This window comes from Clostridium saccharoperbutylacetonicum N1-4(HMT) (assembly GCF_000340885.1).
Taxonomy (GTDB): domain Bacteria; phylum Bacillota; class Clostridia; order Clostridiales; family Clostridiaceae; genus Clostridium; species Clostridium saccharoperbutylacetonicum.
In genome coordinates this window covers 3,506,095-3,526,499 of record NC_020291.1, presented here as the reverse complement: position 1 = coordinate 3,526,499, position 20,405 = coordinate 3,506,095, and the positions used below count along the sequence as shown (strand labels likewise).

The following is a 20,405-nucleotide window of genomic DNA, read 5'->3' as shown; positions in this document are numbered from 1 at the left end:
ATGCAAACAAAAAAAATCGAATTTTTAGAAACATTCCTTAGCTTATATATAAATCATTTTATTGTGTTAGAAAACATTGGAAAAGAAGATTCGCCATATGTCATATTAGACGTTCGTAACGCTCCGGCACATGTAAAACAAGACCAAATAAAAGGTGCTATTGCAATGCCTGCAAAAGAATTAGGAAACCATTTAGATGAATTAGATAAAAGCAAAACGTATGTTGTATATGACTGGACTGCTGGTACCACGCTTGGGAAAACAGCATTACTTATTTTATTATCAGAAGGTTTTGAAGCTTATGAGCTTGCAGGAGCACTTGAGGGTTGGAAAGGAATGAACCTTCCTATTGAAACAATAAAATAAGAATGAAGAATTTTAATTTATGTACTATTATATTTTGGCCGTCAATTCTAACTATGTTATAGAAGCTAGTATGGAGTATTGTATAAATCCATTGATTTCCGTACTGCTTGGAGTAATCATATTCAAAGAAAAATTGAACTTCTATCGAAAAATATCTATAGTTGCTAAAAGAAACTTTAGGCAGTTGGTTCTGTTCAATAAAGCGATAGATTTGTTTTAGGGTATGGGATAAATAAATTGATACCTATAAGCAAGATACATGAAAAATGAATTTTGTTTATAGGTATCTTTTTGCTAATTTCGTACCTTTGTTATTATATAAAAGAGATGTTGTTTTATATTATAAAAAACTATATAATGCTTTTATTTATATAGTTTATTTGCTATAATACTAAAGTAATTGGATAAAAAACGGAGGAATAAAAATGAACTTTAATATAGAACAAATAGATGAAATGAAATTAAAAAAAGATAAAAAGGAATTCTTCTTTATTTCTACTTTCGGATGTCAAATGAATGAAGAAGATTCAGAAAAACTTTCAGGAATGCTTAAAAGAATGGGGTATGAAAGTACTGAAGTTAGAGATGAGGCTTCGATCATTATTTTTAATACTTGTTGTGTTAGAGAAAATGCAGAAAACAAAGTCTATGGCAATCTTGGAGCATTAAAAAATCAAAAAGAAAAAAATCCTGATTTGATCATTGGAATATGTGGATGTATGATGCAACAAAAAGGAATGGCAGATGAGATTCTTAAGAAATACCCACATGTTAACATAATTTTTGGTACACATAATTCATACAAATTCCCAGAATACTTAAATAGGGTAAGGACTGAAGGCGTGCAAATTAAAGAAATCGTCAATAAAGAAACAGAAATTGTTGAAGGAGTTCCAATAGATAGGAAAAGTGACATAAAAGGATTTGTAACTATAATGTATGGATGTAATAATTTTTGTACATACTGTATAGTTCCGTATGTTAGAGGTAGAGAAAGAAGTAGAAAGCCTGAAGACATAGAAAAAGAAATAAGAGATATGGTTGCAAGTGGATACAAAGAAGTAACGCTTCTTGGGCAAAATGTAAATTCATATGGAAAAGAACTTGAAGATAAAATATCTTTTGCTGAACTTTTGAGAAGAGTAAATGAAATTGAAGGTTTAGAAAGAATCAGATTTATGACATCTCACCCTAAGGATTTAACAGAAGATGTTATATATGCTATAAGAGATTGTGATAAGGTTTGTGAACAAATTCATTTGCCAGTACAAAGTGGTTCGGATAGAATACTTAAAGAAATGAATAGACATTATACTAAAGATCACTACATGGAATTAGCTAAAAAAATAAGAGAAGAGATTCCGGATGCAACATTCTCTACTGATATTATAGTTGGCTTCCCTGGAGAAACTGAGGAAGACTTTAATGAAACTTTAGAGCTAGCTAGGGAAATTGAGTATGATGCTGCGTTTACTTTTATTTATTCAAGAAGAAATCATACACCAGCAGATAAAATGGAAAACCAAATTTCTGATGATGTAAAACATGAAAGATTTAATAGATTAGTAGAAGTAGTAAATAACGGTATTGCTAAAGGAAATAAAAAAGCCGAAGGAAAAGTCTATGAAGTTTTAGTAGAAGGTACTAGCAAAAATGACGATTCGAAATTAACAGGAAGAACTAGAAATGGAAAGCTAGTAAACTTTGAAGGTGGGAAAGAGCTAATAGGAGAATTAGTTCAAGTTAAAATAGTAAAAGCAAATTCTTTCTCATTAGTTGGAGAAGTTGCGAAATAATTTTAACGCATAAGATTAATAGAGATACTTGATAAATAAAAATAATCTGTGATTTAAATCATACTAAATGTATTTGTATAATCACAGATTATTTGCTTTATAAAAATAAATAATTAATTAAATAAGTTTCTGACATGAATAAGTAAAAGAAGTAGAGTAGTTATATATAAATTTTAAGATGTCTTTTTAGTTGGACTTGATAATATCAACAAATGAACATCCGATAACTTTGGATAAATCGTTTGGATTTATTTCTATTTGAAAACCAATTTTACCGCCGCTGAAAACAATTGTATTAAAACTCAAAGCGCTATCATGAACAAAGGTTTTAAAAATTTTTTTCATACCAAGAGGAGAGCAACCACCCCTGATATAACCTGTAATTTTATTTATATCTTTAACATGTATCATTTCAACATTTTTTTCATTAGCAGCTTTACTTGCTTTCTTTAAATCCAATTCTTCAGCTACAGGTACTACAAACACATAATATTCTTTTGAATGACCTTGTGTAACTAATGTTTTAAATACGGATTCAACATCTTTTCCTATTTTATGTGCAACGGCAATTCCGTCAATTTTACCGTCCTTGTTTTCATAATTGTAAGTTGAATATGTAATATCATTGCTATCTAAAATTCTCATAGCGTTAGTTTTTCCTTGTGCCATAATCGTGAATTTCCTCCTTGGCTTTATAAAAATATTATTTTCTTTAATGAAATGCAATTTTATTATAACACAATAAAATTTGAACTGAAACTTGAGTTTGCTCAAATTGGATTTAAGTTTTATTTAAAAGTGGTTTATATAATTTTTAATTATGTTCGAATTTAGAATTTTGTCAGAATCGAAATCAAAATCTACTGATATTTAATTGTAACACTAGAAAAAAATATTTAAGTTTAGATTTTAAAACTAGATTTATATAAGTTAAGAAAAGTGATTTGCTTTTTTATAAATTAATTATTCGACCAACTAATTAGTTAAAATTATAAGTATAAAGAAAAATACAGCAATTAATGTTTAGATACAAATAAAATCTATATAATAACAATACAATAAACTGAAATTAATAAAAATATTAATAAAAAATGCTTAAATTAATTTCGGGAAATGCATATTTCCCGAAATTAATTGATTAAAAATAGATTTACTGGTATAATTATATTAAGTATTTAGAAATGCTTAATATAATTATAATGGAGATAAAAATATGAGTTATGATTTTGATATATTTGCAAACAATAAATTACCGGTTTCGGCAGTTGATTTTTTAACTTACTTGGAAACGATAAAAAATAAATCTGAAAACACTATTAATGCATATAGAAAGGATTTAATAATATTTTTTAGATTTATGCTAAAATATAGAGGTTTAACAAGCGAAGAAATAGAATTTGATGATATTGATATAACTTCCATTAATGATGAATTTATAAAATCTATTAGATTAAGAGATCTTTATGCCTTCATGTCTTTTACAGAAAAATATAGACAAAACAGCGCTTATGCTAGAGCTAGAAAAGTTGCTACTTTAAAATCTTATTTTAAATTTCTTCAAGGAAAAGCAAAAATAATAACAGAAAATCCAACTTTAGAGCTTGAATCTCCCAAAGTTAATAAAAGACATCCAATTTATTTAACACTAAATCAAAGCTTACATTTGTTGGAGTCTCTTGATAAAAAGAACAAGAACTATCAACGTGATTATTGCATTCTTACATTATTTTTGAATTGTGGTATGAGATTATCCGAATTGTGCAGTATACAACTAACAAAGTTTAAAGGTGATACATTAAGTATTATTGGTAAAGGTGACAAAGAAAGAACTGTTTATTTGAATGATGCCTGCTTAAAAGCTCTAGATAATTACTTGAAAGTTAGAGATGATTCAAAAGCATTGCCAGAAGATAAAAAATATTTATTCCTTTCATCAAGAAATACACCAATTAATCAAAGAACAGTTGAAATAATGATAAAAAAACATATAACAAATGCAGGATTAACAGATGATAAATATACGCCTCATAAATTAAGGCACACTGCTGCTACTCTTATGTATAAATATGGCAATGTCGATATAAGAAGTTTACAAAGTATATTAGGTCACGAGAATATTTCAACTACCCAAATTTACACACATGTAGATGATGATTCTTTAAGAGATGCAGTAAAATCAAATCCATTGTCAAAATTATAATATATTTATTTTAAAAATATCGCACTCTACTCTGCTCTTGTTAAATAATAATTAAAGGTTATTAGTCTGTTATAACTAATAACCTTTTGTAAAATAAAAATATATAATTTAAGGTCTTAAGGGATTTCCGTAAACCCTATTGAATTCATCAACATATGCTGGCTCTTTTCCTTCGTACATTATAAGCGTATTCCCTTTTCTATAATAGTAAGGGCTATTCGCAAACTTAGCATCAGTACCATTGATGGTCATTCCATTTGGAGCTATTCTGTTTATATCTCCTTCTAAATCTGAGGCTGAATTGTATTCGTAAAGTCTAACGGCATCTCCACCTAATTTATAGTTGGTTTCTTTGCCTTTAAAATAATTCTTTGTGTTGTTAGCCCAGTCAGTTACTGTATATCCTGCATTAGAAATATCATTTTTAAAATTTTGAGCTGTATAATTTGCAGCATTTACAGCGTTATCAGTTGCGTTTCTGGCAGTATCAGCAGAATTTCGAGTAGCATCAGCTGCATTTTGGCTATAAGATCTTGTGTTATTAATACCATCTTGAACGTTATTTGAATTGTTATTGTTTCTATTTCTGTTTCTAGCTGTATTACCACATCCAGTTAAAGAAAGTGAGGCTACAACAAATGCTGCTAAAATTAATGCTGTAGTAGATTTTCGCTTCATAGTATATCATCCTTTCACTTTAAAACATATTTCAGTTTTATTATGTGAAAATAGATAAAATATATGCACCAACAATTATTAAGCTTTTTTTACTCTTCTAACTCCAGGATAAATTTCTTCTGTCATCTCTTCTAAAGTTAAATCATCTAGTGATGCAACTTCATCTAAATATTCAATATGCTCAAAAGCATCTTCATATTCTACATCATCAGAATCAGAGGATTCAGGGATGTTGTCAAAATCAGTTTTGTTATTTACAAATCTTTTATATATATCTTGTAAGCTTAAATTGTCTTTTTCTATTTCATTTAGATCTTCATCATTTAGATTAGACTTCAAGTCATTTAAAAACTCTTCCTCTAATAGTTCATTTTCTTCTTGAGTTTTAGCTATATCTTCAATTTTAATTGCTTTTGTATCTATACCATTAATTTCTAAGCATTTACCACAATTGTCACAAAGTTTGTTTTCATAAATATCGCAATAATCATCGTCAGTATATTTAAATGTCATTTTAAACACCTCTTTCACTAATTTAACTTTAAAATTATATCAAAAAAAGTTAATCAAAGCAAATAAAATTTTAAAAATACAAGTTATATATATTAGCTTATTAAATTTAACTCCATTTTTATTCTAATATTATATAATAATTGATAATTATGGTAGTATTATTTATATTTTGGGCAATAATATTAAGATAAATGCTAATTATTAATTGATAAAGAACGTTAGTTTGCTATATTAAATTGTATATGATATAATAATTTTAAGAATAGTGAGGTGTTTGTAATGTCAGACGAAAAAGATAAGCAATCAGAAATATATGACTTTTTAAAATCTTATACAGAAAGTAAAGGATATCCTCCTTCAGTAAGAGAAATTTGTGAAGCTGTATCCTTAAGATCAACTTCAACTGTTCATGGTCATTTAAAGAGATTAGAAAAAAAGGGTATGATAAAAAGAGATCCATCTAAACCTAGAGCTTTAGAAATCGCGGAACTTTCTATGCCTAAAAAAGAAATGATTAATGTTCCTATTATAGGTAAAATAACAGCTGGACTTCCAATACTTGCAACTGAAAATATTGAAGATACATTTCCGATTCCTTTAGATTATATTAAGCATGATAATGATTTGTTTATACTCCACGTATCTGGTGAAAGTATGATAAATGTGGGTATTAGAGATAAAGATTTAGCAATAATCGAAAGTTCTCAAAGTGCTAAAAGCGGAGATATTGTTGTAGCTTTAATTGATGATAGTGCTACAATTAAAAGATTCTTTAAAGAAAAAGATCATATAAGATTGCAACCTGAAAATGATAATATGGATCCAATTATAGTGGATGACTGCAAAATTTTAGGAAAGCTCGTTGGTATTTTTAGATCTTTTGCATAAAACATATTGATTAAAGTAAAGTTTGAATTTTATAAGTTAAAAAGATTGTATAAATTACAGTGAATTTATACAATCTTTTTTTATAATATATTTGTTTAAATAAAGTAATTATTTAGTGAATATTTTAATTTCAAATTACATTCAAATTACAAAATTAATACCTACAATAAAAATTATTCATAATTAATCACTTATTATTATTTTATTTAACTTCTAAAACTCTACTTAGGCCTATTAACACACCAATTTTACCATGATCAAAATTTAATCCGCCTTGTATATATGCTATGTATGGTTCTCTTACAGGCCCATCAGCTGACAATTCAATTGTTGATCCAGAGATAAAAGCTCCAGCTGCCATAACTATCTCACTATCGTATCCCGGCATTGCCCATGGCTCACATACAGCAAAAGCATCTATTGGAGAACCTGCTTGGATTCCACTACAGAAATTGATTAATTTTTGTGGATCTCCAAATTCTATAGCTTGAATTATGTCTGTTCTCTTATCAGATGATGCTGGGAATACTTTAAATCCTGCTATTTCCATTACTCTAGCACAAAAGATAGCAGTTTTCACAGCTTCAATAGCCACATGAGGGGCAGAAAATAATCCTTGGTAAAAACTTCTCATTAAACCGTAAGTAGCACCGTACTCTCCTCCTACTCCTGGAACAGTCATTCTGTTAGCAGCAGCATCAACATAAGCTTTCTTACCAACAATATAACCACCACCTGGTGCAATACCTCCACCTATGTTTTTCATTAGTGATCCAGCCATAATGTCTGCACCAAATTCTGTTGGTTCTACTGTTTCAATAAATTCTCCATAACAATTATCTACAAAGATTATAACGTCATCCCTAACCTCTTTTATATGTTTAATAACTTCAGCTATCTCACAAACTAAAAATGACTTTCTTGAAGCATAACCAGTGCTTCTTTGAATATGAATAAGTTTGATTTTGCTATCAGTTCTTAATTTATCTTTAATTATATCAAATTGGAATTTACCTTCTTTATCTAAATCTACAACGTCTGTTTTAATTCCATATTGATCTAAAGAGCCTGCATTTTTTTTCTCAGATAATCCAAGTACTCCAAGTAAAGTGTCGTATGGTAAACCTGATACGCATAATATTTTATCTCCAGGCATAACATTACCTGCAATTGCACAGCCTATTGCATGAGTTCCGCTAACAAAGTGAGGTCTAACTAGACCAGCCTCTGTATTAAAAATATTAGCATATACTTTATCTAAGGCATCTCTACCTATATCATCAAGTCCATATCCAGTAGTATTTGTGAAATGAGAATCACTTATTTTTTCAGCTTGAAAAGCATTTAAAACCTTAAGTTGATTGAATTCTCTAATATCATCATACTCTTCAAATTGAGCTTCAGTATCAGCTAAAGCCTGTCTATATATTTCAAAAGTCCTTTCACTTATTTTATAATTATTAATTAAAAATTCTTCTGTTTTTCTTAACATATCTAAGTATATCCTCCAAAGTTTATTGATTTATTTTAACATATTCTTGTAATCATGAATGTTACTACGAATATGAATTTATACCCAAAAATAAATAGGCAAAAATTTGCCTATTTATTAATTCACCACATATTCACTATCTGTAAATAAAATTGGTTTAGCTGGCGTTATAGTTGATATTGAATGTTTATATATAAGCATTTGCTTATTATCACAATCTAAAATAACGGTAAAATTATCAAACCCTTTTACAACACCCTTTAACTGAAATCCATTAAGTAAATGGATAACTAAAGTTATTTTGTTTTTTCTTGCATTGTTTAAGAAAATGTCTTGTAGATTATTTTGTTGCTTATTAACCAAAATATAACACCTCCAGTAAGTAATAAATCCTCTACTAATATTATAACACTTAATTATTTATTATGTCATTATATACTTTTTCTATAATTTTATCATCACTCAATACATCTTTATCTAAAAAAATACATCTTTTATCACGTCTAAACCATGTCAATTGACGTTTTGCATAATTTCTTGAACCTTGTTTTATCATATCAACAGCTTCAGATAAAGAAAGGTTTCCCTCCAAATGATACAATAACTCCTTATATCCTATTCCTTGCATTGCCTGAATATCTGAAGTATACCCCATCTCTTTTAGTCTTATGCATTCCTCTAGAAGTCCCTTTTCCATCATTATATCAACTCGTTTATTTATTCTTTCATACAATCTTTGTCTATCCATTGTCAAAACGTAATAAAATACGTCATAATCACTATTATAAAAATCACTTCCAGCATTATATGAACTAAATGGCTTATTTGTAAGTTTATATACCTCTAAAGCTCTAATAACACGTTTTCTGTTATTAGCATGTATTTCTTTATAACTTATAGGGTCAATATCTTTCAACATTTCATGGATATATTCATTTCCTTTTTCAATTGCTAAATATTCTAAGTATTTTCTATAATCATCATCTTTTTCTGCTTCAGTAAACGTCATATTACAGGTTAAGGAGTTAATATATAAACCAGTTCCACCAGATATTATTGGGAACTTATGATTAAGAATAATACTATTTAATGCAGCTTCTCCGTATTCTTTAAAATCTGCTACAGAGAATGGAGTATCAGGCTCAATTACATCAATTAGATGATGTTTAATACCATCCATTTCTTCTATAGTAACTTTTGCTGAGCCTATATCCATGTACTTATATATTTGCATGGAATCTGCTGAAATTATTTCTCCATTTAATTTTTGGGCTAATTTTATGGAAAGCTCTGTTTTTCCTACTGCTGTTGGTCCGCCTATTACTAATAACTTTTGTTTCATTAATGTATCCTTCCACTATTGTATTGTTATACTATTCTTCTAAATTTTTTATCTATATCAGTGCTAGTGAATTTAATAATTACTGGTCTGCCATGAGGACAATGAAATGGATCATCGATGTATCTTAAGTCTTCAATTAATTTTACCATTTCATTTATATCAAGTTTATCATTTGCCTTTATTGCAGCCTTACAGGCTTTTGTTGCAATTGCATTATGTTTCACTTCGATAGTTTTACCATTGCCTAAATTTTTTAAATTATCAAGAATATCTAAAAATAAATCTTTTGGATTAAGTCTTCCAAGAAAATAAGGAACTTCTTTTAAAGACAATGAATTACCTCCGAATTCTTCAAGTAAGAAGCCAGCAGCTTTAAATACATCTTTATTTTCTTCATAATAAGAGTAATCATCAATGCTTAAATCAATAATGCTCGGAACCATAAGTGGTTGAATTATAATTGTTCCCATTTCAATTTCTTTTAAATATTTTTCAAATAATATTTTCTCATGGGCAGCATGCTGATCTATCATATATAAAGTCCCATCATATTCACCTAGAATATAAGTTTTATTATATTGGCCAATTATAGAGAGTGCTGGGAACTTAGCTATAGGTTCTGGTTTTATATTTTGAGTTTCAACTGTTGCGATTTCATCTTCTTGAAGAGGTTCATTGTTATTATCAACATTATAAGGATTCTCTATGGACTCCTTAAGCACTGTAACTTCTTCTATTGAATTAGATTTCAAATCTACAGGAATAATAACATCTATTTTTGGCATATTATCAATATGATTTATTTTAGGCTGTATAGTATTACTACTATATGTAACTATGTTGTGATCATTATTGTTGACTTTAAGGTCTTTTCCTTCTTCAATCATTGTCTTCACAGACGAATTAAGTAATTTTACTTTTTCTTCTTCTTCTTTTATTTTAAAAGTTATTTCTTCAAAAGTTGGAGGTGTATATGTATTGTCATTTTCTTCTTTAATTGCAAAAGTTTCAAAGACTTCATTTTTTAAAGAAGTGTGGACTGCACCAAATATCTTTTTAAATAGCATTCTTTCATCATTGAATTTGACTTCTGCTTTAGTTGGATGAATATTAACATCAACGTATTCTGGATAAACCTCTATATATAATATGAAAAAAGGAAATTTATTTACTGTAGAAAAAGATTTAAACGCTTGTTCTACGGCTACAGTCAAAGCTTTATTTTTAATATATCTTTTATTTACAAAGATACTTTGATTATTTCTTGAACCTCTTGCTATTTCTTCCTTACCGATATAACCGTAAACAGTAATAAGGTCAGAGGTTTCACTGAAATAAATTATGTTATCGGTTATAACTTTACCGTAGATAGTTCTTATAACATCTTTAAGCTCTCCATTACCAAAGGTATGAAGAACCTTTTTTTGATTATTATATAATTTGAAGCTTATCTTAGGATTAGCCAATGCTAATCTTGTAATTATATCGTTAATTACAGAAGCTTCTTTTGAAACAGATTTTAAAAATTTCTTTCTAGCTGGAACATTAAAAAATAGATCACGAACTTCTAGAATAGTTCCTTTATTAACACCACATTCAGTTACTTCTGTAAAATTATTTCCTTCTATAGTTACTTCATAACCTAAATCTTGATCTTTTTCCTTTGATTTTAAATTTACTTTAGCAACAGAAGCTATAGATGGAAGAGCTTCACCTCTAAAACCTAAAGTGCTTATATTAAATATATCTTCTGATTCTTTAATCTTACTTGTTGCATGAGGAAGGAACGCCTTTGCAATATCATCTTTATAAATACCGTCTCCATCATCAATAATTCTAATTAGTGCTGTTCCGCCTTCTTCAATTTCAATTACTATGTTTTGGGCATTAGCATCTATGGAATTTTCAACCAATTCCTTTACAACTGAAGCAGGTCTTTCAACGACTTCACCAGCTGCTATCTTATTAGCAGTATCTTCACTAAGAATATTAATTCTCTTCATCTTTTTTCCCCCTCTCATTTGTTTGCTAAATAAATATCATAAATATTACTAAAATTATCATTCTCAAAATGTATTATAACTAATTTATACAATAATAACAATTGAAATCAGAGGAAATATTAATTATTAAATTGTATTTTATAATTTTATGGATAAGCTAATACAGAAGAAAATTTAAATAAAAGGAGGCAATATTATGAATAATGAAAAGTCTAGCAAAAGTGCATCTGAACCATTAACGCGAAATTACGCAAAAGTAGTAAAAAATAAGGCAAATGAGAAGAGTCCCTATGGGGATGATGAACCTTCTCCGCAAACTACTTTTAAATAATATAATATTAAACAATAAGTCACTCGTACGAATGTTCGAGTGACCTACACATTAAATTAAAGTATCGTCTTTTAGTAGTTTATATAATGTTGGGCTTAAATTAAACTGCTTCATAAGATTAATGACTTCAGCTAAGGCTTTTTGTTTCTTATCCTTAGATACATGATCTTTTGATGCTCTTATTAATATATTTTTAGGTGAATGCGCTATATCTATAAATTCAAGAAGTTGTGTCTTGTAGCCTACACATTCTAAGAGATTAGCACGAACTGAATCTGTCATTAATGCTGAAATTCTTTCTTGAACGATACCGTACTTTGTTAGTATTGACAAGGAATTCGTTTTTATTTGATGGTTAAATTCATGTTGACAACAAGGAACTGAAAAAATCATTTTTGCATTCCATTTTATTGCATTATATAATGCATAATCTGTAGCTGTATCACACGCATGTAATGTAATTACCATATCAACCTTATTATTATACTTAAAACCATTTATGTCTCCTAACTCAAAGTGTAGATTATCATATTTATATCGCTTTGCTATATCATTGCATTTCTTTATTACATCTGCTTTAAGATCTAAGCCTATCATTTTAACATTAATTTTCTTGATCTCTACAAAATAATAATACAAAACAAAGGTCAAATAAGATTTTCCGCAACCAAAATCTAAAATAGTAAGATCAGTGTAATCATTTTTTTTGATTTCATCATCTATTATCTCTACAAATCTATTTATTTGCTTATATTTATCATATTTGGAATTGATCACTTTACCTTCCTTAGTGAATATACCTAAATCAATAAGAGGCTCGATAATCATTCCTTCTTTTAAAATATAATTTTTTTCTTTATTATGGCTTTTATTAACCAACTTTGCATTATCACTTTTTTTCTTACTTAATAATACTTTACCTTTTTTTGATATTTTCACGTCAAAGGTATTATTGCTTGACCAAGCTGATATTTGTTTATAATTTGATGATACATATTCAAGGAGCTTTTCACCTAAAATATTTATATCAACATTTTCATGAAATACTTGCTTGTCAGTATATTTTTCTATTTGATAATATTTTTTATTATTGTTTTCTTTTAAAACAAATGTAATTTTATTATATTCAATATTATTATTCAGTTTATTACTAATAACTAATTTTATAATTTCGTCATTAATTATTTCATCAATAACTTTCTTTAATTCTTCCATTTTACAACACACCTTATAATTTATTTCTATATATTTAAGTAATATTATTATATATATCATATTTATAAATGAAAACTATTTTTTATCTAAATATATTTCTTCTAAACCATTACTAAGTAAATTTTTGAAGGTATTCCAATCAACAAATTTTCCACCCATGCTTTCTAAATGTTTAGTTTGCATTTGACAGTCTATAAAAAGATAATCTTCATTATACAATTTTTCAGCTAGTTTTATTAATGCTATTTTAGATGAATTACTTACTTTCGAGAACATACTTTCTCCAAAAAAGCATTTGCCTATTTTAACGCCATATAAGCCCCCAACTAATTCTTCATCTAGATACGTTTCAACACTCATTGCATATCCATTATTAAATAAGTTTATATATGCGGCCTTCATATCATCACTAATCCAAGTTTCTTCATTATTGTCCTCACGAATGTGTTTACAATTGTTAATTACACCTTCAAAATCAGCATTAAAGGTTACTTTAAATATATCTCTCTTGATGATTTTTTTCATGGATTTAGAGATATTAATTTCTTTAGGTATTAATATAAATCTAGGCTTAGGGCACCACCACAGTATAGGTTCTCCTTCGTTATACCATGGAAATATACCATTACAATAAGCCAAAAGTAATCTATCTAAGGATAAATCGCCTCCAATAGCTAAAAGCCCATCTTCTTCAGAAAGCTCAGGATTTGGAAAAATTATTTCTTTAGGTAATCTATATACTGGCATTATGCTCACTTCCTTAGTGAATATTTTTATTTCAAATTACAAAAGTATTTTTGCAAAGCGCTTATTATCTAATTCATATTCTTTAATATGAGTGAGAATATGCTTTAAGTAAGTTTCATCATGTTCAATTTCTTTAGTTAAAGATTGAATTATCTTTATTATATTATCTATTGTTATTTTCCCATCAGAAAGATAATAGCCTGCAATAAAAAATTTTATATACGATAATCTAACAAGCATCATGATATATCCATCATATACAATATCATTTTCAGAAAAAGGGAAAAGTTCTTTAAACATATGATTTACTAAATAATTTTCAAAAATATAGCTGTAAGGTTCAAAAACTTCCTTATCCAGTATGGTATAAGCTTTTAAATAAATTTGAGAGTTTTCTATAAGACTTTTATCTTCGGTAAATTTAAAACCTAACATGACTTTATCGATGATCTCGCTGAAATTATCACTAATAAAAAATTTCGAAGCAGCTAACTTTTCTAATATGCCTTTATAAAATGATATTTGTAGCATATAGTCATTTATATCTCTTTGAAATTTGACTTTGTTTGATCTTATATCATATTCATCAACAAATTGAACCGTATTGTCATAATTGTAACATAATTTCCTACGAACATTTTCTAAAAACAATCCAAGATCAAATAATCTTTCGCTTAATTTGTATTTTCTGTTGGTGATGATATTAATACTTTTGTCTCTGATTTCTTTGATGTGTTTATAGTTTGTATCATTAATTTCATAGGTATTAGTATTGATTTCTTTTGCTATTACATAATTATTAGATATTAGTTCTCTACTATAGTCAAATGTTATTCCCTCTTCTTTTAAAAGTATGATTCTTGCAGCTTCTATGCAGGAAACATTAAGGGAAAGCTCGTAGCAGTCATCTATTTTATTAATAATTCTTGGATAAGTTGTACATACCTTTGAAAGATAATCTTCACCTAGATTAGCATGAATACTACAATAATTATCTTTACATAAAAAAGGACATTGAGTTTCATTATTTAATTTTATTTGCCCATAATCAATATTTGGATTCTTACAATTCTTTCTTACAATTATATTTTCAAGGATATCTGTATCAAATATATTGTTTTGAATTTTTACATATTTATCAAAAGTATTTTTATCAATATGTATTTCCCATCCGTGGCAACAATTATCAGAACAATTACCACCAATACATTTAAATTCTTTAATATATGAGGGATATCTGATTTTAACTTCTTCTTTCATGTAAAAATCACCTACTGTAATCATATTATTTATACTAATTATCAATGTTCAAGTATCAATTAAGGAAAGCTCCAAGGACAAAGCTCATTTACCTATGTTTTAATAGAACACCCACGACATTTATTTATCGTGGGTATATTATAGCATATAAATAGTAAATTCTAGTTAGTTAGCTTTTTAGCTTCACTCACTAATTTATATAGTGTGTTCATGGCATCCATAGGATTTAAGCTCAAAATATCAACTTGACTTATTTCTTTTAATAAAGCTTCCTTTTCCATAAAGGAAAAGTCTAACTGCATATTATTTGAAGCATCTTTTTCCTTGTGTTTCTTAGTTTTAACTTCTTCTTTAATTTCTACTATAGTAGACTGCTCCTCTTTTAAAACTTCAGAGGTATTTTCTTCAACTGAAACAGTATTATTAGAAATATTTATATCTATAGAAGCTTCAGCTTCATCATGTTCTGTATTTGTTACTTTATGAATATCAAAATTATTCTCGCCCTCTAAATTTTGAAGAATTTCTTTAGCTCTATTAATTACTGCCTCTGGAAGACCTGCAAGTTTAGCAACCTCAATTCCATATGATTCATCAGCGCCGCCTTCTACAATTTTTCTTAAGAAGATTACGCTGTCTTTCATTTTTTTAACAGCAACAGAGTAATTTTTAACACCAGGTAAGATACCTTCAAGTTTTACTAATTCATGGTAGTGAGTAGCAAATAATGTTTTACATCTAAGCTTATCATTTTTTGTTATATACTCAATAACTGACCAAGCTATGGATAATCCATCATATGTTGAAGTACCTCTACCAACTTCATCTAATAATACTAAACTTTTTTGAGTTGCATTTCTTAAAATATTTGATACTTCCCACATTTCAACCATAAAAGTTGATTTACCACCAGCCAGGTCATCAGATGCACCAATTCTAGTGAAAATCTTATCACATATAGAAATATTGGCTTTTGATGCTGGTACAAAAGACCCAATTTGAGCCATTAAAGTAATAAGAGCAACTTGCCTCATATAAGTTGATTTACCTGCCATATTTGGACCTGTTATTAAAAGTAATTCTTTATCATTTTGATTCAAAATAGTATTATTTGAAACAAATTCACCTCTACCTATTACTTTTTCAACTACTGGATGTCTTCCATCTGTTATGTCAATAATCCCATCTTCATTAATTTCTGGTTTAATATAATCATTTTCTAGGGCAATTAAAGCTAAAGTGGATATTCCGTCTAAGTTTGAAATTATCCTAGCACTTTTCTTAAGTCTTGAAATTTCTTTTTCTATATTGTCTCTTATATCTGAGAATAGTGCATATTCTAAATTAATAAGCTTTTCTTCTGCTCCTAAGATTTTTTCTTCCATTACCTTTAACTCTTCAGTTATATATCTCTCAGCGTTTGACAGAGTCTGCTTTCTCACGTATCTACCTTCAGGAATAGAATCATAATTAGATTTAGAAATTTCTATATAGTAACCAAATACTTTGTTATAACCTACTTTTAAGGATTTAATTCCTGTAAATTCTCTTTCACGATTTTCAAGAGCAGCAATCCATTCTTTGCCATGAAGCTTTGATTGTCTTAATTCATCAACTTCACTATTGTAGCCATCTTTAATAATATTACCTTCTTTTATGCTTAATGAAGGCTCCTCTTTTATGGATAAATCTAATAAATCTTTTATATCAGTTAACTCATCAAGTTCAGCATGATATTCTTTTAGAAGATCAGATAATCTATCTTCTAGAAGTTTTTTAACCATAGGAAGCTTTTCTAATGATGATTTAAGAGATAACATATCTTTTGCATTTACATTTTTATTAGAAATCTTACCAACAATTCTTTCAATATCATAAATTTCTTTTAATGCAATTCTTAAATCTTCATTGAAACTTACAGAACTAAAAGCTTCATTTACCCCATTTAGCCTTTTTTCTATTTCAGTTTTAATAATTAGTGGTTCGTCAATCCACTTCCTTAGAGTTCTTCCACCCATTGCAGTAGCACTTTTATCTAAAACCCATAATAAAGAACCTTTTTTATTTTTCTCTCTAATGCTTTCAGTTAATTCAAGATTTCTTCTTGAATTTCCATCAATAGTCATGTAATTAATTATTTCATATTGTTCAAGTAAATTTATATTTGTTAAACTCATTTTTTGTGTTTCATATATATACTTTAAAAGAACCCTACTTGTAATTTCTCTTTCAACTGTCAAACCAGCTACTTCCATATCAGAAAATTGTTCTATTAAATCTTCTTTTGATACTAAAAATTCTTCAAAATTCACTTTAGAAATTAATGCTGAAGTTATTCCTTTTATATCTTGAATAACATCATCACTTAAAGTTTCTGAAACTAAGATTTCTTTTGGTGAAATTTTTGCTATTTCATCAAGTAAGCTTATTCTTATATTGTTAAAAGATGTTGTTTTAAATTCACCAGTACTTATATCAGAAATCGAAATTCCTATTTTATCATCGTATACTTGAATAGCCATCAAATATGTATTATCATTTTCAAGTGAAGTTGTATTATCAATAAAAGTTCCAGGAGTTATTATTTTTACTACTCCTCTTTTTACAATTCCTTTGGCTTCCTTTGGATCTTCAAGTTGCTCACAAATTGCAACCTTATAGCCTTTGCTAATTAACCTTGGAATGTATGCCGCAGCTGCATGATGAGGTATTCCACACATTGGAGCTCTTTCTTCTAAGCCACAATTTTTCCCTGTAAGAACTAGTTCTAATTCTCTCGATACAGTTTCAGCATCTTCAAAAAACATTTCATAAAAATCACCTAATCTATAAAATAGAATACAATCTTTATATTCCTCTTTAGTTTTTATGTATTCAACCATCATTGGCGTTAAAGCCATAATTATTTCCTCCTTTAAGTTTACACACTATAGTTAAGGGCTGTTATTACAATAACCGGAAAGCTATTTTATTTCTGCTGTTAAATGTAAAAATCCCCAGAACAATTATAACAATTATCCTCGGGATTTTCATTAGTTTTAATAAGTTTTTCTAAATTAATACAAATATAATTAAAATTATAATAACTAATAAACTTAAAATATCAATCAAAAATTTCATTTTGTACGAGATGTTTCTTTTAACAATCCATTGAAATAGTTCAAATAAAAGTAATAGGTAAGAGTTTTCTTCTTAACTCTCACCTATTAATGAATCTTACTATTAATTTGTAATAGTTGCTTTTTATTTTAATAGATTTATTACTGTTGCTTTAGGTCTTGACATTGATTCTATAGAATATCTTATACCTTGAGTTCCAATTCCAGAAGCTTTAACTCCAAGGAAAGGAAAATGATCAGGTCCTCTTTCAGTCTTACCATTTACTTGAACTGTACCAACTTCAAGTCTGTCAGCAATATAAAAAGCATCATCGATATTTTTAGTAAAGACAGCACTTTGTAGGCCGTATTCTGATTTATTAGCTATTTCTATCGCTTCATCTTTATTTTTTACTCGAATTATAGGAAGTACTGGGCCAAAAGGTTCTTCCCAAGCAATTCGCATATCAGTAGTTACATTATCAAATAATGTTGGGAAGATTATATTACCATCTCTATTTCCACCTGCTACTAAATCTGCACCTTTGTTTTTTGCATCTTCAATTAGTTCTGACACATAATCTGCAGCTTTTTTGTTTATTAATGGAACTATATCTACATCATCAACTAAAGGATTACCAACTTTAAGTTTACTAATTTTTTCTTTGACTTTAGCAACAAGTTCATCAGCAACTTTATCAATAACCAAAATTCTTTTTACAGCCGTACAACGTTGACTTGAATAAGAATAGCCTCCTGCAACAATATTAGTTGCTGCAAGTTCTAAATCAGCATCTTCTAATACAATGGCAGCATCCTTACCACCTAGTTCCATTAAAAGAGGAACCATACTTGTAATTTTAGAAATCCTAGTTCCTACTTCTGTACTTCCAGTAAAGTTTATGAAATTTATGTCTTTATGAGTAACAACATAATCACCAATTTCGCTTCCTTTACCTGTTATAGTGTTTAATACACCATTGGGAACACCAGCTTCTTGAAAAACTTTAGCTAAATATAAGCCGCATAGGCTACCTTGAGTAGCTGGTTTTAAGACAACGGAATTTCCAACGATAATAGCTGGTGCTATTTTAGAAGCAGCTAAATTTATAGGATAATTAAAAGGAGAAATTGCTAAAACTACTCCTAAGGGTTCTCTTGATACAACAGAAATTTTATTTCTCTTATAACCTGGAAAAGTGTCTCCTGGAATACTTTCACCAGACAAATTTTTAGCTGTATCTGCTGTAAATCTTATAAAATCTGCTGTTCTAGTGATTTCAGATCTAGAACTTTTTCGATCCTTACCAATTTCTCTAACCATTATTTCAGCAAGTTCATCAATATTTTTAACTAAAATGTCAGCAGCTTTATATAATATTTCTGCTCTTTCATTTATAGGAACTTTACTCCAATCTTTTTGTGCCCTTTTAGCAGTACTAATAACAAAATCAACCTCTTCTTTTGTCATAGCTGGAATTTTTCCAACAATCGAATTATCTATTGGGGAATTAATTTCTATAAAATTATCTTCCTTACTGCTCAACCATTGACCATTAATTAAATTTTTAAATACATTATTTTCAGATTTAATGCAATTAAACATATTTTCACCTCTATCCATTGTTATTTAATAATTATTATTATATAATAAGCATATAAAAATTACTAGTTAATTTTTAAAATACATTTAGACTTAGTATACTAAAATGTTAATTATTACTGAAATATTTCTAGAATGATTAGAAACTCATATATAACTTTAACCTTATTTCACAGAAATATTACGTGATTTTAAATTGTTTTTAATCTTATAATTGTATACTAATTTTAAAAGGAGTGATAAAATGAAAAAATTAAATATTTGTATTGATATTGATGGAACTATTACCGATCCATATTATTGGTTAAATTATGCTAATAATTATTTTAATTTAAAGGTATCAGAAGAAGATATTAATTCCTATGAAATTTCTAAAGTACTTGGAATCGAAGAAAAAGAATATTTGAAATTTTACGAAGAATTAAAATTTGATATTCATAGAAAACAAGAATTAAGAGAAGATGTTAAAAATGTGTTAAATAAGTTGTTTAAGAATAATAATATCTATTTTGTTACAGCCAGAGATAAATCTTTAGAATTATTAACAAATCTGTATTTAAAACAAAATAAAATTCCGTTTGATGATGTTTTTGTTTTAGGAACTCATAATAAAGTTCCAACAGCAAGAAATTTAAATTGTGATATTTTTATTGAAGATAGTTATGATAATGCTATTGAGTTATCAGCTAGCGGATTTAAAGTATTATTAATTGATACAAACTACAATAGAGATCCAATAAATAATAATATTATAAGAGTATATAATTGGATGGAAATATTAGAAAATATTAATAAGATGTCAAAAGAAAAAGAAGTTATCTAAAGAAAATGTATATGTTGCAATTTTGTATATTTAATATAATAATTTTGCAA

At 27.8% G+C, this 20,405-nt stretch carries 18 protein-coding genes; 6 read left to right on the top strand and 12 right to left on the bottom strand.

Going from position 1 to position 20,405, the window contains the following annotated elements; translation table 11 throughout:
* Positions 1–366 (top strand): rhodanese-like domain-containing protein, encoded by a 366-nt coding sequence (locus CSPA_RS15765; protein WP_015393322.1) that lies wholly within the window; start codon positions 1–3, stop codon positions 364–366.
* Positions 367–791: 425 nt separating this feature from the next.
* Complete coding sequence (gene miaB / locus CSPA_RS15760; RefSeq protein ID WP_015393321.1) at positions 792–2,162, top strand: tRNA (N6-isopentenyl adenosine(37)-C2)-methylthiotransferase MiaB; 1,371 nt, start codon at positions 792–794, stop codon at positions 2,160–2,162.
* A gap of 186 nt (positions 2,163–2,348) precedes the next feature.
* On the opposite strand, the gene ybaK is transcribed toward miaB, so the two are convergent.
* Positions 2,349–2,831: a Cys-tRNA(Pro) deacylase gene (gene ybaK, locus CSPA_RS15755; protein WP_015393320.1), complete on the bottom strand. Its 483-nt coding sequence runs from the start codon at positions 2,829–2,831 to the stop codon at positions 2,349–2,351.
* Positions 2,832–3,375: 544 nt separating this feature from the next.
* Here ybaK and CSPA_RS15750 point away from each other — a divergent pair.
* Positions 3,376–4,362 carry a tyrosine recombinase XerC gene (locus tag CSPA_RS15750; RefSeq protein ID WP_015393319.1) on the top strand — a complete coding sequence of 329 codons (987 nt, stop codon included), beginning with the start codon at positions 3,376–3,378 and terminating at the stop codon, positions 4,360–4,362.
* 108 nt (positions 4,363–4,470) lie between these two features.
* Here CSPA_RS15750 and CSPA_RS15745 read toward each other — a convergent pair whose 3' ends face one another.
* Both CSPA_RS15745 and CSPA_RS15740 read right to left on the bottom strand, forming a co-directional pair.
* Positions 4,471–5,040, bottom strand: a complete 570-nt coding sequence (locus tag CSPA_RS15745) for a hypothetical protein (RefSeq protein ID WP_015393318.1) — start codon at positions 5,038–5,040, stop codon at positions 4,471–4,473.
* A 78-nt stretch (positions 5,041–5,118) separates the two neighbouring features.
* Positions 5,119–5,553, bottom strand: coding sequence for a hypothetical protein (locus CSPA_RS15740; protein WP_015393317.1), 435 nt, complete (start codon positions 5,551–5,553; stop codon positions 5,119–5,121).
* Positions 5,554–5,832: 279 nt separating this feature from the next.
* Between CSPA_RS15740 and lexA the strand changes: the two genes are divergently transcribed.
* Entirely contained in the window at positions 5,833–6,441 is a 609-nt protein-coding gene (gene lexA, locus CSPA_RS15735) for a transcriptional repressor LexA (RefSeq protein WP_015393316.1), read from the top strand.
* A 202-nt stretch (positions 6,442–6,643) separates the two neighbouring features.
* On the opposite strand, the gene CSPA_RS15730 is transcribed toward lexA, so the two are convergent.
* The 4 genes from CSPA_RS15730 to mutL all read right to left on the bottom strand — a co-directional run bounded on the left by CSPA_RS15730 (position 6,644) and on the right by mutL (position 11,278).
* Positions 6,644–7,933 (bottom strand): methionine gamma-lyase family protein, encoded by a 1,290-nt coding sequence (locus CSPA_RS15730; protein WP_015393315.1) that lies wholly within the window; start codon positions 7,931–7,933, stop codon positions 6,644–6,646.
* A gap of 117 nt (positions 7,934–8,050) precedes the next feature.
* Positions 8,051–8,296 carry an RNA chaperone Hfq gene (gene hfq / locus CSPA_RS15725; RefSeq protein WP_015393314.1) on the bottom strand — a complete coding sequence of 82 codons (246 nt, stop codon included), beginning with the start codon at positions 8,294–8,296 and terminating at the stop codon, positions 8,051–8,053.
* A gap of 49 nt (positions 8,297–8,345) precedes the next feature.
* Positions 8,346–9,275, bottom strand: a complete 930-nt coding sequence (miaA, locus tag CSPA_RS15720) for a tRNA (adenosine(37)-N6)-dimethylallyltransferase MiaA (protein WP_015393313.1) — start codon at positions 9,273–9,275, stop codon at positions 8,346–8,348.
* Between the two features lie 26 nt (positions 9,276–9,301).
* Positions 9,302–11,278, bottom strand: a complete 1,977-nt coding sequence (mutL, locus tag CSPA_RS15715; protein ID WP_015393312.1) for a DNA mismatch repair endonuclease MutL — start codon at positions 11,276–11,278, stop codon at positions 9,302–9,304.
* Positions 11,279–11,474: 196 nt separating this feature from the next.
* Between mutL and CSPA_RS30785 the strand changes: the two genes are divergently transcribed.
* Positions 11,475–11,609 carry a hypothetical protein gene (locus CSPA_RS30785; RefSeq protein WP_015393311.1) on the top strand — a complete coding sequence of 45 codons (135 nt, stop codon included), beginning with the start codon at positions 11,475–11,477 and terminating at the stop codon, positions 11,607–11,609.
* 51 nt (positions 11,610–11,660) lie between these two features.
* On the opposite strand, the gene CSPA_RS15710 is transcribed toward CSPA_RS30785, so the two are convergent.
* From CSPA_RS15710 to CSPA_RS15690, 5 genes are all read right to left on the bottom strand, one after another.
* Positions 11,661–12,824 carry a class I SAM-dependent methyltransferase gene (locus tag CSPA_RS15710; RefSeq protein ID WP_017810562.1) on the bottom strand — a complete coding sequence of 388 codons (1,164 nt, stop codon included), beginning with the start codon at positions 12,822–12,824 and terminating at the stop codon, positions 11,661–11,663.
* A gap of 75 nt (positions 12,825–12,899) precedes the next feature.
* Positions 12,900–13,571 carry a leucyl/phenylalanyl-tRNA--protein transferase gene (gene aat / locus CSPA_RS15705; RefSeq protein ID WP_015393309.1) on the bottom strand — a complete coding sequence of 224 codons (672 nt, stop codon included), beginning with the start codon at positions 13,569–13,571 and terminating at the stop codon, positions 12,900–12,902.
* Between the two features lie 36 nt (positions 13,572–13,607).
* Positions 13,608–14,831 carry a flagellin lysine-N-methylase gene (gene fliB, locus CSPA_RS15700; RefSeq protein ID WP_015393308.1) on the bottom strand — a complete coding sequence of 408 codons (1,224 nt, stop codon included), beginning with the start codon at positions 14,829–14,831 and terminating at the stop codon, positions 13,608–13,610.
* Positions 14,832–14,992: 161 nt separating this feature from the next.
* Positions 14,993–17,731, bottom strand: coding sequence for a DNA mismatch repair protein MutS (gene mutS / locus CSPA_RS15695; protein WP_015393307.1), 2,739 nt, complete (start codon positions 17,729–17,731; stop codon positions 14,993–14,995).
* A 343-nt stretch (positions 17,732–18,074) separates the two neighbouring features.
* Positions 18,075–19,535 carry an NADP-dependent glyceraldehyde-3-phosphate dehydrogenase gene (locus CSPA_RS15690; RefSeq protein ID WP_015393306.1) on the bottom strand — a complete coding sequence of 487 codons (1,461 nt, stop codon included), beginning with the start codon at positions 19,533–19,535 and terminating at the stop codon, positions 18,075–18,077.
* A 241-nt stretch (positions 19,536–19,776) separates the two neighbouring features.
* Between CSPA_RS15690 and CSPA_RS15685 the strand changes: the two genes are divergently transcribed.
* Entirely contained in the window at positions 19,777–20,355 is a 579-nt protein-coding gene (locus CSPA_RS15685) for a 5' nucleotidase, NT5C type (protein ID WP_015393305.1), read from the top strand.
* Positions 20,356–20,405: the final 50 nt, after the last annotated feature.